Source organism: Leifsonia xyli subsp. cynodontis (genome assembly GCF_050632205.1).
Taxonomy (GTDB): domain Bacteria; phylum Actinomycetota; class Actinomycetes; order Actinomycetales; family Microbacteriaceae; genus Leifsonia; species Leifsonia xyli_D.
Window position 1 is genome coordinate 2,373,028 of the sequence record NZ_CP192578.1, and the last position, 15,021, is coordinate 2,388,048.

The following is a 15,021-nucleotide window of genomic DNA, read 5'->3' on the forward strand; positions in this document are numbered from 1 at the left end:
TTCGTCCTTCCTTGTCGGGGTGCGCTCACATAGCCGAGCGGGGATCGGTGAGGTCGCGTCCCGTCCACTCGGGCGCGACGATCGCCGCGACGAGCGCGCACACCGTGTAGATGCCGAGAAGCACGATCACCGGCAGGATGCTGCCGGTCGTCGCGGCGACCCAGGCCGCCGCGATGATCGGGCCGATGCCGGTGGCGATGATGGCGGCGATCTCGCGGACGACGGCCGTCAGCGCGTAGCGGTTCCGCGCCCCGAAGATCTCGGGGAGCGAGATGTTCTCCATGGACGCGAGGCCGAGGACCGAGACGTTGTGGATCACGGCGTAGCCGACGAAGATCCAGCCCACCTCCTTCGTGTTGATCGCGAGCATCGTCGGGATGATCAGCACGAGCGAGAGCGACGTCATGACGATGTACATCCGTCGCCGGCCGAACAGGTCGCCGAGCCAGCCGACGAGCGGGATCGTGCCGAAGCCGATGAGCGAGGAGACGATGACGATCTCCGGGCCGACGCCCTTCTGCACCGCGAGCGTGATGGTGATGAACGAGATCATGTAGGTCTGGATCAGGCCGGAGTTTCCGGCCTGGCCGAAGCGGAGGAAGAACGACACGAGCGTCGCCTTGACGGGCTTGCGCCGCAGAGCCTCGAGCGCATGGAGGTCGTTGCTCCGCGTCGCGACGTCGACCAGCTCGTCCCGCGAGAGCGCCTTGCCGTCGACGACGTCGGTGCGCTCTTCGAAGACCGGGCTCTCCTTCAGGCGGAAGCGAACCCACACGGCGAACACCATGACGACGGCGCTCGCGATGAAGGGGATGCGCCACCCCCACGCGATGACGTCGTCCTCCACCATGACGGCGAGGAGGAGCGCCCAGATCGCCGAGGCGAAGAGCGTTCCGCAGTTCGTGCCGAGGGCGACGAGGGAGGCGATGATACCGCGACGACGCGTCGGAGCGTACTCGGCGAGCATGACGCCCGCACCGGAGATCTCGGCGCCGGCGCCGAAGCCCTGCGCGAGCCGGAGCACGACGAGCATGATCGGCGCGAGGAGGCCGGCCTGCTCGTAGGTGGGGAGGAAGCCGATGAACGTCGTCGCGAGGCCCATCAGCAGGATCGTGTAGAAGAGCACCTTGCGGCGGCCGACTCGGTCGCCCATCCGGCCGAAGTACCAGGCGCCGAGTGGACGGGCGATGTAGCCGACACCGTAGGTCGCCATGGCGAGCACGACCGCCATACCGGGCTCCTCACCGGCGAAGAAGAGCTGGCTGAAGACCAGGGCGGCGGCCAGGGAGTAGAGCTGGAAGTCCATGAACTCCAGCGCCGTGCCGAGCCAGCCGGAGACCGCGGCGCGGACGAGGTCGCCGGTGGATCTCTGCACCGTCGGGGACGAGGCGGGCGCGTCCACGCCGGGGAGGTTGGAACTACTCATGGTTACTCCTTCGTAGATGAGTTCGGTGAGGGTGGGTGGTCAGAGACGCAGAAGGACCTTGGCGGACGCGGACGAATCGCGTGCGAGGCCGAAAGCGTCGACGGCGTCGGCCGCGTCGATCGTGTGGGAGATGACGGAGTCGAGGGCATCCGACTCGGCGAGCATCGCCACGGCGTCGTCGATCTCGGTCGAGAAGCGGAATGCGCCGCGGAGTGTGAGCTCCTTTGCGAGCATCGGCGCGAGGTTCACACCGATCTCCGCGTCGGCGAGCATCCCGACCTGCACGACCGTCCCGGCCTTGCGCGCGGCGCGCACCGCCTGGGTGACCGAGAGGGGGACGCCGGAGCACTCGAAGACGACGTCGTAGGACTCGTCCGCGATCGCGTCCCGGCCGACGAGCACGCCGTCGCTCGCGCCGAGTGCCGCCGCGCGAGCGAGAGGCTCGGCGCGCACGTCGCTCGCTGCGATGGCCGCCGCACCCGCACGCGCGGCTGCCGCGACGACGAGCAGGCCGATGGGCCCGGCGCCGATGACGAGCACCTGCTTGGCTGCGACGTCGCCCGCCAGGTTCACGGCGTGAAGGGCCACGGCCAGCGGCTCGGCGAGCGCTGCGCGTTCCAGCGGAAGGCCGTCGGGGAGCACGCGGATCATGTGCTCTTCGACGATGAGGTACTCCGCGGCGCCGCCCTGGCGGTGCGGCGTCGTGGCGGCGCTCCCGAAGTAGTCGCCGCCCGGGCGCAGATGTGGCCGGTCTTCCAGGCCCGGCACGTCGGGGCCGTAGCGGGCGGGATTGACCGTCACGGGCGTACCCTCGGCCAGGCGCCCGGAGGGGTCGAGGTCGACGACGGCCGAGAGCTCGTGACCCGGCGTCAGCGGCTCGCGGATGACGTACTCGCCGTTCGCGCCGTGGAAGTAGTAGTGCAGGTCGGAACCGCAGATGCCGACATAGCGGACGCGGAGCCGGACCTCCCCGGGCGCGGGCTGCGGAACCTCGCGGTCCTCCCAGCGGATGTCTTCCCTGCCGTGGATGGCGAGCGCCTTCATGGTCGCGTCTCCTTCGTGTTCGCCCGGGCTCGGGTTCGCCGCGCTCATGCCGGGACCTCCGATCCACGCGCCGCAGACTCGGTCTCCGCAGCCGTCACGCTCTCCGTGATGGCCGCCGACACACCGTCGCGCGCGATCGTATCGACGAGGTCGCCGACACGCTCGATGAACGCCGGGCGATCGGCGAGGTCGTCGCCGAACAGCCGGAGGTCCGCGATCGAGCCCTCGGCGAGATCGGCCCCGCTGCGGGCCGACCCGGCGAGGGGGACCAGCCGCTCCCGGGCGGCATCCTTCATCGCTGACGCGAAGGGACCTGGATCGAACCCGGGACGAGGCGCGACGCAGGAGAGGTAGGCCGCGACCGTGAGGGCGATCATGTGCGGCATCTCGCCGCGGTCGAGGAGGAGGAGCGCGGGCTCGGGGATGCGCTGACGCAGTTTCACGGAACCGTCCGTGCCGACCTGGCTCGTCTTGTGGCCGAGTGCCGTGTTCCCCCACCGGAGGAAGAGCTGGCGCTCGTACTCTGCGATGTCGACTCCCGACGGCACCTGGATCGACGGCAGGTACTCGCCGGCCAGCACGTCGCGCGCCGCGCGCCGGATCGCGGGCCGGGTGACGGCATCCGGAATCGTCTCGGCACCCTGCAGCGCGCCCAGGTAGGCGAGGAGCGAGTGCGTTCCGTTGAGGAGCCGGACCTTCATCTGCTCGTAGCGGCCGACCTCCGTGCTGAAGACCGCTCCCCCGGCCTCCCAGGCGGGCCGTCCGGCGGCGAAGTCGTCTTCGATCGCCCACATCGTGAAGGGTTCGGCGGGAACGGGGATCTCGTCCCATGCCCCGAGAAGCGACGACACCTCTGCGCGGAGCGCGGGGGTCGTCGAGGGGACGATGCGATCGACCATGCTCGAGGGGAAGGTCACCGACGACTGGAGGTAGGCGAGCGCCTCGGCGCCTTCGACATCAGGCAGCTCCAGCAGGAACTCGCGCACCAGTCGCTTGGTGTGCGGACCATTGGCGGCGAGGTTGTCGCAGCTGAGCACCGTGAGAGGTGCACCGGATCCCGCGGCCCGCCGCTGAATGCCGCGCGCAAGCTGGCCGATCGTCGAGCGGGGATCGCCTCCGCGGAGGTCGGCGACGATGGCCGCGTCCGAGGTGTCGAGGCGCCCCGTGGCGGGCGAGTAGCTGTAGCCGTTCTCGGTGACCGTGAGCGTGACCACGCGGATGCCGGGGTCGGCGATGCTCTCCACCACACGCGGGGGCTCGTCGGCGGCGACGAAGGCGTCGGTGTGCGCTCCGGTGATGGTGAGCGACATCCCCTCGGGCGAGATCGTCGCGACCGAGGAGAGCAGATCCTGTGCGCGCATCGCCTCGACGACCGCCCCCGAGCGGGAAGCGACACCGACGATGCCCCAGTCGCCGCCCTCGGCCGCCATGGCCGCAGCGGTGTAGACCGCCTGGTGCGCGCGGTGGAAGTTGCCGAGTCCGAGGTGCAAGATCCCCGCGCGGGCCGGCGTCGCGGGGACCGGGACGGCGCCGTGGTTCGACCGGGACAGACGCTGCGGAGCCGGGCTCACGAGCGCATTCCCGTCTTCGCTGCCCGTCGACGGGTCGGGGGATCTCCGATGATCGGCATGGAAAAGAGTGTGAATGGTTTGTACAAAATTGTCAAGCCGGATTTCCCTGTTGCAAGATGAGCCATGATGGGACAGCGGTTCCCGCGATACCGGAGAGGCGGCTATGGGTGCGACCCTGACCGATGTGGCGCGGCGCGCAGGCGTGTCGATCGCGACGGCGTCACGTGCCTTCGGTGAGCCCCACCGCCTCGCGACCGCGACGCGCGACCGGGTGCTGAGGGCCGCCAACGAGCTCGGCTACGACAGCCCGCAGGCCGCGACCGCGACGCGCTCGTTCGGCGTCATCGTCCCCGACGTCGCGAACCCCGTCTACGCCACTCTCCTCAAGGCCATCCACACCCAGGCGTGGCACGGCCGCCATCGCACGGTGCTCTTCGACGCCGACGAGGATCCGCGCCGGGAGCGCGAGCAGATCGAACGGTCGCGCAAGCTCGACGGCGTGCTGCTGTGCTCACCCCGCCTCCCGGACGACGAGGTGCTCGAACTCGTCGGGGACACGCCCTTCGTCATCGTCAACCGCTACATCGAGGGCGTCCCCTGTGTGCTCATGGACATGGAGAACGGCCCGCAGCAAGCGGTGGAACACCTCGCCGCCCTCGGCCACACGCATATCGCCTACGCGGCCGGGCCGCCGGGTTCGTGGGCCGACGGTCAGCGCGCGGCGACGATAGCGAAGGCCTGCGAGCGGTTCGGCATCCGGCTCACCCGCCTGAGTCACCAGGCCGCCTCGATCCAGGGCGGACGGGCCGCGGCCGCGCCCACGATCGCCAGTGGGGCGACCGCCGTCATCGCGTACAACGACCTCGTCGCGCTCGGCCTCGAGGCCGGCATGTCCGACATGGGCAGGTCGTGCCCCGCTGACATCAGCATCATCGGAATCGACGACATCGACATGGCGAGCGCCGTCAACCCGGGCCTGACCACGGTCCGGATGCCGATCGAGCGGTGCGGCGCGCTGGCCGTCGAGCTCCTGCTCCAGGTCATGGCCGGAGCAGCGCTCACGGAAGCGGCGACCCTCGGCTCTCAACTCATCGTGCGCGGGACGACGGCGGCACCTTCACTCTGAGCACGGCCTGGATTCGAACCCGCCGCCTCCCTAGGCTCCCCGTATGACCGCACGGATCGCCAACGTCACCTTCTTCGCCGACGACCCCACTGCCCTCGCCCGGTTCTGGAGCGCGGTGATGGGCTACCCCGAGCCCACCGGTTGGGACGAGGAGGACGTCGCCGCCCTCCGCGCCTCCGGGATGAGCGACGACGAGATCGCGGACCGCGCCGAGGCCTGGGACGGCGACCCCAGCCACCAGCGCCTCTACTTCAGCCGCTACCGTCACGAGCGCCGCCAGCGCAACCGAGTCCACCTGGACATCACGCCGTTCGACGACCGCCGCGCCACCCGCGCCGAGCTGGAGGCCGAGCGCGACCGCCTGATCGGACTGGGCGCCACCGAGGAGAAGACGCTGCTCGGCTACTGGGGCCCATACGAGGAGTTCGTGATCATGATGCGGGACCCCGAGGGTAACGAGTTCTGCCTGCAGTGAGCGGGCGGGCCCGTCCTCTCACCACGCCTCTGTACCCGGGGGAAGCGCGGCCCGGCGCCAGTAGTCACCGTCGGGGTAGCGGTACCGCGTGACGGATTCATCGAACATTTCGGCGCTGTATCCGGGCTTGGACGGGAGCGAGTAGTTGCCGTCGACGACGATGCACGGGTCGGTGAAGTGCTCGTGCAGGTGATCGACGAACTCGGTCACCCGGTTCTCCAGGGTCCCGGAGACCGCGACGTAGTCGAAGATGGAGAGGTGCTGGACCAGTTCGCACAGTCCGACTCCGCCGGCGTGCGGGCAGACCGGAACGTCGAACTTCTTCGCCATCAGGTACACGGCGAGGATCTCATTGACACTTGCAAGCCGGGCGGCGTCGAGCTGGCAGAAATCAATGGCTTGGGCCTGGAACATCTGCTTGAACAGCACCCGGTTCATGCCGTGCTCACCCGTGGCGACCCCGATGGGCGCGACGGCCTGGCGCACGGCGGCGTGGCCGAGGACATCGTCCGGGCTCGTCGGTTCCTCGATCCACAGTGGCGCGAACTCGGCGAGCCGCCGCACCCATTCGATGGCCTCCGGCACATCCCATACCTGGTTGGCGTCGATCATGAGCGTGGCGTCCCAGCCGATGACCTCGCGGGCGATCCGAAGGCGACGGATGTCGTCCTCCAGGTTCGCGCCGACCTTGAGCTTCACATGCCGGTAACCCGAATCGACCGCCTCCCCGAGCAGACGACGGAGCTTGTCGTCGCTGTAGCCGAGCCAGCCGGCGCTCGTGGTGTAGCAGGGATAGCCGCCGCGCGCTTCGAGCTCGGAGATGCGCTCAGCGCGGGTGGGCGCCATTTCGGTGAGGATGTCGATCGCCTCGTCACGAGTCAGCGCGTCGGACAGGTACCGGAGGTCGGCGGCGCCGACGAGCTCCTCGGGTGACATCTCCGCCAGGAGGCGCCAGAGCGGCTTGCCCGCGCGGCGGGCGGCGAGGTCCCAGACGGCGTTCATGACAGCGGCCATCGCCAGGTGCACTACGCCCTTCTCCGGACCGAGCCAGCGCAACTGGGTGTCGGATGCGAGGAGGCGGTACGTTGCACCGAGGTCGCCGACGACCTCCTCCACCGAGCGGCCGATCAGCGGAAGCGCCCGCTGGTGCGCGGCTTCGACGCACAGGTCGTTTCCGCGGCCGATCGTGAAAGTGAACCCGAACCCGCTGAGCCCGGGGTCGTCCGTGTCGAGCACGACGTAGGCGGCGGAGTAGTCGCCGTCCTTGTTCATCGCGTCCGAGCCATCGAGGCTGAGCGACGTGGGAAAGCGCACGTCGAAGACGCGGGCGCCGGTGATCGTGGTCATCGCGGCGCCTACAGTTCGAAGACCGACGCCACAGCCCACGGGGCGAGGGCGAGGTCGATCTCGAGGGTTCCGCCCTCCGAGGCGATCAGGCTCTGGCGCAGAAGGGCGTCACCCTGCTCGCGCAGGTAGACGGCCTGGGCACGGGAGAGGTTCAGCGGCTGACCCAGGGCGCTCCACGCTTCGGCGGCGTCGCCGTGCCCGGGTCCGAGGATCTCGACCGCGAAAACGGCGCCCGGCTTCAGGCCGCCGATGGTGTGCCGTACGCGCTGTTCGGCGCCCAACCCGATCAGATCGCGCGTCGCCTCGTAGGAGTTGCGCGAGCCGACCGAGCGGCCGTTCATGTCGTCGGGATAGTTGTAGAAGAGGGCGGCCAGCTTCCCCGTCCCGCTGTGCTGCGAGACGACGCCGCGTTCGGTGGAGGCGATCAGCCGATCGCCCAACCGGTTGAGCATGGCGAAGGCATGGAAGGTCGGCTTGTGGATGCCCTGCTCGTTCACCAGGCCGAATCCGCCGTGGAACGGGCCGATTCCGGCGCCGCCCTCCTCGAAGATGTCGGTGAAGGTCCAGTACGAGATGGAGTCGGCCAGCTCGGCGCAGCGGAGATACGCCCGCGTGATGTAGGTGGCGGCGAACACCGTGTCGTGGATGTGGTCGCGGCTCGACGGTGAGCTCGACCACTCGGTGATGTGCACCTCCGCATCCGGATAGGCGCTCTCGCCGATCAGTTTCCGCAGCACCGTCAAGTCGTCCGACGTCGCATCCGCATAGCGGCTGAGATTGACGGCCTCGCCGTTGGCTCCGAAGGCGAAGTCGGTGGGGTACAGGTGCGTCGAGATGAAATCGATCGGGAGCTCCCGCTCGGCGCACCAGACGAGGAAGTCCTCGATCCACACCGGTCGCCAGTCCAATGCGTCCGGGTCGCACGCCGCGGCGGTGGAGTGCTCAGCCGAACGATCCTCGGTCTCACCCGCGTACCGCTCGTCCGGCACGAAGACGCTGGTCGACGGGCCGCCGACCTTGAGTTCGGGATCGATGGCCTTGATGGCCTGTACCGTTCGGGCGTACAGCTCGAAGTACTCGGTCTTCGTGCCGGTCCAGAAATGCGGAACGAGGTTGGGCTCGTTCCAGACTTCGAACCGCCACTCCCGCACCTCGGCAAGACCGTAACGCTCGACCCAGTGCTCCACCGAACGCCGCACCAGCTCCACCCAACGATCCATGTCCTTCGGCGGGCTGCAGTGCGCACCCCACCAGAACACCGTCTCGGTCTGGGTGGCAAGCTCCCGCGGCATGAACCCGAGCTCCACGAACGGCCGGACCCCCAGATCGATCAGGAAGTCGAACACCTTGTCCACATAGGAGAAGGTGTGCACCGGGGCCTCCAGAGGCGCATCGGGCCCGAAGCCTCCGCCGTAGGAACCGCGGTACACGAACATGTCGTCGTGGAACACGCCGTGGAAGCGGAGGTAGCGGAACCCGAGGCGGTCCACGGCCTCACGGAACTGCTCCTGCCAGTCGGCTCGGAGCGCTTCGTTGGCTCGGCCCGCCCCGGCGCAGAGGCTCCAGACGTGCGGGAGAACGGCCGATTCTGTGACGCGGTCATCGAAGGTGATGACGGGGAGTGAGACGGGTGCCATGGGGATGATCTCCAGATGGTGGTGTGTGAGGTGGTGCGAGGAGGCTTGCGTCAGTCACCCGGATCGCGGTCGATCTCCACGTACTGCGTCGCCACAGTTGCCGGGTCCTGCCCTTCGCGGAGGGGAAGCATGCGGTACAGGACGCTGTAGGGTCCTTTCGCCGGCGTGTTGCTGTACTTGTCCGGCCGCGTCAGCAGGTCCCAGTTGCCGCCGAGGAGACCCTCCTGGGCGGCATCCACGCGAACGACGGTCCGCCAAGACTCCGGTACCTCGTGCCAGTGACGGTGTCCGGCCAATTCATCCGGGCTGTTGGGTTGGGCATTGAGGTACATGCTTCCTCGAGCCACCAGCAGCACTCCCCTGCCGGCATCGTCGGTCACAGCAGCCCAGCGGGTGTCGGCCTTGTTGCCGCTGTCCTGCGGCCGGCTGTACCGGGTGACCTGCTCCGCGACCGATCCCGAATAGCGACCGAAGAATGCCGAAGCCCGCCGGTCAGCGGTCGACTCCCCGGGGCCACGGCCATACCATTCGATGGTTGCGAACTCGGGCCGGAGCCCGAACGTCGTCCCGACGACCTGCGGGTTGGGGGTGTCGGGTACCGGCTCGAATGTCGACAGCACATCCACCTGCCCGTTGCCGTAGATCGTGTAGACGATCGACTGAGGGGATGTCGTGATGCGGTTGCCGGGACGGAACGGCGCCGTGGTGGTGACACTTCCCCGCACTGTCACCCGGACGGCGCCCGGGACGGACGACCATTCGATCTCGCTGATCGCCCAGTCCTCGCCGACGCCGCGCCACGGCACCGAAGGCTCCGGCAGGGTCGTCCGGAATTCCGGAATCGACAGCTCCGGATCGTTCGGGGCCCGCCAGTAGTTCGGCATCAGGTCGCTCGCGAGGAGTTCGCGGCCGTCGTAGCGCAACGACGTCAGCCGGCCGGTGGTGCGGTCGATCCTGACCGCGTAGTCGTCGCCGGCGACCTCGATCAGCTCCGAGGTCTCACGGACCTGGGGCGAGGCCAGCTCCGCCGCCGGGATGAGCGCCGGGGCGGGAGCGACGACGGGAAGGGCCAGTTGCGCCCTGGCTACGACGTGGCCTGCCTCGGCCCAAGCAGTAGGGGTTTCGAGGACGACCGAGAGGTCCAGCCGGTATTCGGAACCGGCCCGCAGTCGCTCCGGCAGCGAGGACGGCAGCGTGATGTCCGCGCTGCTCAAGGACCCTATCGAGAGCTGGCGGCCGGCGATCGTTCCGCTCGTGACCGTGTTTCCGTCCTCCGTGACCGCCCAGTGCAGTGTGTGCCCGTCCAAGCTCATGAACAGATACTCGTTCGCGATCCGAACGGTCCAGGTGTCGGGGTCCACAAGCGTGATGCTCACCGGCTGGTAAGCCAGCTTGGCTTCCTCCAGCTTCGGTGTCGGTGTCCGGCCGGAAAGCAGCAGGCCACTCATGTGTGCGCCCTCGTCATTGGGATCGTCGCCCCAATCGCCCCCGTAGGCGAGGAATTCCTCCCCCGCCCCTCCCGGGATCTGCCACCACAGCCCCTTGTCGGCCCAGTCCCACAGGAAGCCACCCACCACCCGGCCCGGATTCTCACGGATGGCCGCCCACGTCTCATCCAGGTAGCCGGACGTGTTCCCCTGACTGAAGGCGTACTCGACGAGCAGGTAAGGCCGCGGGTCGCGGGCCGCTCTGTCGATGAGCTCGGGCACCGGCGGGTAGAAGTCGCCGTCGAAGTCGGAGATGTCCGACGGAACGATCGGCGACCCGGACCCGGTCGAATCCTGATAGCTCACCGGCCGGGTGGGGTCGTACCCCTTGGCCCAGTCGTACATGGCCCTCAGGTTCGAGCCGATTCCCGACTCGTTGCCGATCGACCAGGCGATCACGCACGCGTGGTTCTTGTCCCGGTCCACCAGGTTCCGCATCCGCCACAGCAGCGGCGCGCGGAGTTCCGGGCGATCGCCGGGGATGTTCGGTCGACCGTCCGCATCGACCCGGTTGATGTGGGTCTCATTGTTCGCCTCGTCGAACACGTACAGTCCGTACTCGTCGGCGAGTTCGTACCACCGCGGGTCGTTCGGATAGTGGGATGTGCGGACGGCGTTGATGTTGCTCTGCTTCATCAGGCGGATGTCGGCGATCATGTCGGCCGAACTGAGCGTGCGACCGGTTCGCGGATTCCACTCGTGCCGGTTGACCCCTCGAAGCGAGATCGGCCGCCCATTGATCCGGTACACGCCGTCGACGATCTCGACCCGTCGGAAGCCCACACGGGTGGATACGCGATCCACGACCGACCCATTCGAGTCGCAGAGTTCGACGACCAACGTGTGCAACTCCGGGTGCTCTGCGGACCAGAGCCGGGGCGACACCATCGGTTCCGTCAGTGCCGCGGACATGTCCCGGCCAGACGCCCCCGGGTCCACCGGCGCGGACCGTGACCAGAGTTCGACGGCCCCCGGATCCGTTCCGTCGAAGAGCGCGGCTCGGACCTGGAACTCCTCGTCGGTTCGCGCGCCGACGTAGTCGCGCACCTCGACACTCAGCTCGAGAGCCGCCTCGGAGAAGTCCTCGGCGAGCGGAGTCCTGACGGTGAAATCCCGGATGAGGACCTGCGGGCGCGAGACCAGAAGCACACTCCGAAAGATGCCGGAGAGCCGCACGTTGTCCTGGTTCTCCAGGTAGGACCCGGTGGACCAGCGGTACACCTCGACGGCCAGCACATTGCGCCCGCTGCGCACGTACGGGGTCAGGTCGAATTCGCCACGGGTGTAGCTGTCTTCGCGATATCCGATGCGTTGGCCGTTGATCCAAACGTAATACGCGGATTCCACGCCCTCGAACTGGATGAACGTTCGCCGGCCGGCCCAACCTTCGGGAAGCTCGAACGTCGTCCGGTACTGCCCGACCGGGTTGTACCGGGTGGGGGCGTGCGGGTAGTCGCCGGTGGGAGCAGGTTGTTCGTTCTCGCCGTTGGCGCCCGTCCACGGCAGGACCGTGTTGGCCCCGATCGGAAAGTCGTACCCGTGCAGCTGCCAACTCGAGGGAACCGGGATCATGTCCCAGCCCGAATCGTCGGCGTCCTCTTCAGCGAAATCAGGCAGTCGCGATTCCGGGTTCGGTGACCACCGGAACTTCCAATCTCCGTCGAGGCTGACCCGGAAGGGGGACGCCGACCGATCGGCCCGCACGGCTTGCGTCAGCGTGTCGTACGTGACGAGAGTCGCATGAGCCGGTTCACTCCCCCACTCGTACACGGCAGGGTCGTTCCACTCAGGCGTCGATGTCATCGTCTCCTCGTATCCGGTCATGCTGTCACCGCAGACCGATCGTGAGCAGCAGGTTGCCGTACAGGCGTTCGTCCCCCGTGGCGATGACGACGCCGACGTCCGGTGAGCGCACCCGGTCGTAGAACGCGAAACGGTCGACTTTCTCCAGGGACACGTCGCTGCCCAACCTGCGCGCGTAGTCGTCCTGCGCCGGGGCGGACACCCCGTCCGGGGTCTGCATGACGGTCGCCGATTCGACGTTGACGACCGTGAGCACGGCATCGAGCACCGAGGCGACATCGAGCAGGCCGGGACGCAGATTGAGATGGATCAGGCGCACCCCCGGTCCGATGGCGGTCAGATAGGGGTAATTCCCGTCGGCGATCAGCACGCCGGAGCCGTGCCCCGACGAGGCGAGCGCCTCCAGGAGCGGAGGATGGATGAGCGGCCCGGTGATCATGCGTGCACCTCCACTGCTGCGTGGCCTTCGCTATCGGCGGCGTAGCCGTCCCAGCCGGGGATCGTGCCGTCGACATCCCACAGATCGAGCCAGCTGCCGGCCCCCGGCCACAGGAACACCTGACCCTTGATGAGGCGGCTGTTCTGTTCCGCCGAGCGCAGTTCCTCGAGTTCGGCGGGAGTCAGCGGATCCTCGACCACCGCCCGCAGGTTGGCGACCAACTGCGACTCCTTCACCGAGAACGGGATCGGGATCTGTCCGCGCTGAACGGCCCACTTCAGGCAGATCGACGCCGGATGCGCCCCGTGCGCGCGGGCGATCGAGACCACGACGGGGTGCTCCATGTCCGAGACGTCCGAGACGACGCGGTCGCGCTCAGGCCGAGACGGCGAGCCCAGAGGTGAGTACCCAACCGGCTGGATCCCGTGATCGAGGCAGAACCGGAAGAGCTCGGGCTGCTGGAAGCACGGGTGCAGTTCCATCTCGTTCAGCGCCGGTGCGATCCGCGCATCGGCGAGGATCGCCGTCAGCTTCGGGATGGTGACGTTCGAGGTGCCGAGGTGCCGCACGACCCCCTCGTCGACGAGGCCCTCGAGCGCGTGCCACAGCGCCATGTACTCCTCGTGAATGTACGGGCGCGCGTCCGGGTCGCGGTCGGCCGCATCGGCGAACGGTGCGTGGTGGTTCGGGAACGGCCAGTGCACGAACACCGCGTCAAGAACGTCCAGACGCAGATCGCGCAGCGACCGGCGCACGGAGGCGACCGCTGCCTCCGGCTCGTGCGCGTCGTTCCACACCTTCGACATGACGAACAGCTCGTCCCGGGGCACGCCCCCGGCGATCGCGTCCTCGAGGACCACGCCGACCTGTGCCTCGTTGCCGTACACGGAGGCGCAGTCGATCAGACGGTACCCGGCCCGGATAGCACCGGCCACGGCAGCGGCCACCTCGTCCGGCCCGTAGTGGTCGGATCCGAATGTCCCGACACCGATCGCGGGCATCACGGCCCCGCTCGCGAGACGGCGGGTGGGCACGGTGTCGATCTTGGTCATGTGTGTTCTCCGTTTTCGATGTCAGATGTTCAGGCCGTGGAAGAAGTCGATGCGCGTCTCCGCGGCCTCCGGCGCCAGCTCGATCCGCACCACGGCGCCGCCGTCTCCGGTGGTCTCGGAGGCGGGCAGCGCAACCTCCAGGTGCTCTCCCGTGCGGGTCCACTCGGGCTGCTCCGGCGAGCCCAGGACCCGCACGCCGACGATCGCGCGGTCGAGGAACCGGCTGTCCGACCCGAAACTCCGGATGCGCATGCGCCCGTCCTCGGGCCGGACCAGCCCGATCGCGTACACGTAGTCGTGGCCGACCTCGGTCATTCTCGTGAAGCGGATGTCCTCCGGGGTGTAGACGGGTGCCGCTTCGTCGGTGAACGAGCCGGCTGCGGGAGCCGTCGGCCCCTCGCCGAACACGACCCACGGACTCGAGCCGTAGATCGCCTCCCCGTGCACGGCCAGCCAGTCGCCGATCGCCTCCAGCAGGACGACCTCCGACTCGGGGATCGTCCCGTCGGGACGGGGGCCGACGTTGAGCAGCAGGTTCCCGTTCTTCGACACGACATCGATGAGCTCCTGGATCAGCTCCGAGGGGCTCTTGTGATCGTGATCTTCCACCCAGCCCCACGAGGTCCGCGACACCGACGTACCGTTCCGCCAGGCATCAGGCCGGATACCGGACATTGTGCCTCGCTCGATGTCCAGCATCGCCGAGCCGGGCGCGAAGGAGTCCCACTTGTAGTTGATGACGACGTCGCGCCCCCACTCCGCCGCGCGGTTGTAGTAGTACGCGGCGACCCGGCGGATGTAGGGCTCGAACGACGGCTCTTCGATCCCGGTGTCGAAGGAAAGGATCTGGGGCCGGTAGGAGTCGATGATCTCGACAGTCCGGAGCAGCCAGTCCTCCAGGAACCGCTCAGTGGGATTCATCTCCTTTCGCAGCGCCGGCCCGTACAGGTCGGCGTACGCCGGATCGCGCACATCGGAGTCGAACTCTTGGCCGCCGTTCATGTAGAACCAGTGCTCGGCCCGGTGGGTGGACGCGCCGGTGATCAGCCACGCTCGGTCGACCGCTGCCAGGAGGTCTCCCATCACGTCACGCTCGGGACCCACTTGGGTGACCTTCCAGCGCGAACGCGCGGTGTCGTACATCGCGTACCCGTCGTGGTGCTCGGCGACCGGCACGACGAACTGAGCACCTGCACGCTTGAAGAGCGCAACCCACTGCTCCGGGTCGTACCGCTCCATGCGGAAGTGCGGGAGGAAATCCTTGTAGCCGAATCGATCGTGCGGACCGTACGTCTCGAGGTGGTGCTCGAAAGTGGGCGTCCCGCGCCGGTACATGGTGCGCGGGTACCACTCGTTCCCGAACGCCGGCACCGAGAACGCCCCCCAGTGCAGCGAAATCCCGAACTTCGCGTCCCGGTACCACTGCGGAGGCCGGTAGCGGGAAAGCGACTCCCAGGTGGCATCGTACGGCCCCGCGGCGATGACGGCGTCGACCATCGCGAGCGCCGGACGGTTGTCCGACACGTCGACAGGCGCCGGCAGCGTCGAGGGGTCGAGCGGTTCGAGATTCATGTGTCGCTGTCGGTGCGGGTCGGCACCCTGTCGATCGCTGTC

The 15,021-nt window shown here is 68.2% G+C and carries 11 protein-coding genes; 2 read left to right on the forward strand and 9 right to left on the reverse strand.

Features of this window, described 5'->3' with window-relative positions; all coding sequences use genetic code 11:
* Nucleotides 1–25: 25 nt before the first annotated feature.
* From ACQ86M_RS11765 to ACQ86M_RS11775, 3 genes are read right to left on the reverse strand one after another with little or no spacing between them, the layout of a single operon-like run.
* Complete coding sequence (locus tag ACQ86M_RS11765; protein ID WP_431245582.1) at nt 26–1,426, reverse strand: MFS transporter; 1,401 nt, start codon at nt 1,424–1,426, stop codon at nt 26–28.
* 39 nt (nt 1,427–1,465) lie between these two features.
* Entirely contained in the window at nt 1,466–2,470 is a 1,005-nt protein-coding gene (locus tag ACQ86M_RS11770; RefSeq protein ID WP_431247882.1) for an L-idonate 5-dehydrogenase, read from the reverse strand.
* 44 nt (nt 2,471–2,514) lie between these two features.
* Entirely contained in the window at nt 2,515–4,041 is a 1,527-nt protein-coding gene (locus tag ACQ86M_RS11775; protein ID WP_431245583.1) for a mannitol dehydrogenase family protein, read from the reverse strand.
* Nucleotides 4,042–4,204: 163 nt separating this feature from the next.
* Here ACQ86M_RS11775 and ACQ86M_RS11780 point away from each other — a divergent pair, with 163 nt between their 5' ends.
* Both ACQ86M_RS11780 and ACQ86M_RS11785 read left to right on the forward strand, forming a co-directional pair.
* Nucleotides 4,205–5,167: a LacI family DNA-binding transcriptional regulator gene (locus tag ACQ86M_RS11780; protein ID WP_431245584.1), complete on the forward strand. Its 963-nt coding sequence runs from the start codon at nt 4,205–4,207 to the stop codon at nt 5,165–5,167.
* 43 nt (nt 5,168–5,210) lie between these two features.
* Nucleotides 5,211–5,642: a VOC family protein gene (locus tag ACQ86M_RS11785; protein ID WP_431245585.1), complete on the forward strand. Its 432-nt coding sequence runs from the start codon at nt 5,211–5,213 to the stop codon at nt 5,640–5,642.
* Between the two features lie 18 nt (nt 5,643–5,660).
* On the opposite strand, the gene ACQ86M_RS11790 is transcribed toward ACQ86M_RS11785, so the two are convergent.
* The 6 genes from ACQ86M_RS11790 to ACQ86M_RS11815 are packed head-to-tail and all read right to left on the reverse strand — an operon-like array spanning nt 5,661 to nt 14,979.
* A complete protein-coding gene (locus ACQ86M_RS11790) occupies nt 5,661–6,989 on the reverse strand; it encodes an L-fuconate dehydratase (RefSeq protein WP_431245586.1) in 1,329 nt (442 codons plus the stop codon).
* Between the two features lie 8 nt (nt 6,990–6,997).
* Nucleotides 6,998–8,626, reverse strand: a complete 1,629-nt coding sequence (locus ACQ86M_RS11795; protein ID WP_431245587.1) for a GH39 family glycosyl hydrolase — start codon at nt 8,624–8,626, stop codon at nt 6,998–7,000.
* Between the two features lie 50 nt (nt 8,627–8,676).
* Nucleotides 8,677–11,883 (reverse strand): glycoside hydrolase family 2 TIM barrel-domain containing protein, encoded by a 3,207-nt coding sequence (locus ACQ86M_RS11800; RefSeq protein ID WP_431245588.1) that lies wholly within the window; start codon nt 11,881–11,883, stop codon nt 8,677–8,679.
* Between the two features lie 58 nt (nt 11,884–11,941).
* Nucleotides 11,942–12,355, reverse strand: coding sequence for an RbsD/FucU family protein (locus ACQ86M_RS11805; protein WP_431245589.1), 414 nt, complete (start codon nt 12,353–12,355; stop codon nt 11,942–11,944).
* A complete protein-coding gene (locus tag ACQ86M_RS11810) occupies nt 12,352–13,407 on the reverse strand; it encodes an aldo/keto reductase (protein WP_431245590.1) in 1,056 nt (351 codons plus the stop codon). The genes ACQ86M_RS11805 and ACQ86M_RS11810 overlap by 4 nt, the downstream gene beginning before the upstream one ends.
* 21 nt (nt 13,408–13,428) lie before the next feature.
* Nucleotides 13,429–14,979, reverse strand: a complete 1,551-nt coding sequence (locus ACQ86M_RS11815; protein WP_431245591.1) for an alpha-L-fucosidase — start codon at nt 14,977–14,979, stop codon at nt 13,429–13,431.
* Nucleotides 14,980–15,021: the final 42 nt, after the last annotated feature.

Coding starts and splice junctions, on each gene's coding strand:
- ACQ86M_RS11765 (WP_431245582.1), bottom strand. CDS start 1,426: ATGAGTAGTTCCAACCTCCCCGGCGTGGACGCGCCCGCCTCGTCCCCG.
- ACQ86M_RS11810 (WP_431245590.1), bottom strand. CDS start 13,407: ATGACCAAGATCGACACCGTGCCCACCCGCCGTCTCGCGAGCGGGGCC.
- ACQ86M_RS11795 (WP_431245587.1), bottom strand. CDS start 8,626: ATGGCACCCGTCTCACTCCCCGTCATCACCTTCGATGACCGCGTCACA.
- ACQ86M_RS11805 (WP_431245589.1), bottom strand. CDS start 12,355: ATGATCACCGGGCCGCTCATCCATCCTCCGCTCCTGGAGGCGCTCGCC.
- ACQ86M_RS11770 (WP_431247882.1), bottom strand. CDS start 2,470: ATGAAGGCGCTCGCCATCCACGGCAGGGAAGACATCCGCTGGGAGGAC.
- ACQ86M_RS11785 (WP_431245585.1), top strand. CDS start 5,211: ATGACCGCACGGATCGCCAACGTCACCTTCTTCGCCGACGACCCCACT.
- ACQ86M_RS11780 (WP_431245584.1), top strand. CDS start 4,205: ATGGGTGCGACCCTGACCGATGTGGCGCGGCGCGCAGGCGTGTCGATC.
- ACQ86M_RS11790 (WP_431245586.1), bottom strand. CDS start 6,989: ATGACCACGATCACCGGCGCCCGCGTCTTCGACGTGCGCTTTCCCACG.
- ACQ86M_RS11815 (WP_431245591.1), bottom strand. CDS start 14,979: ATGAATCTCGAACCGCTCGACCCCTCGACGCTGCCGGCGCCTGTCGAC.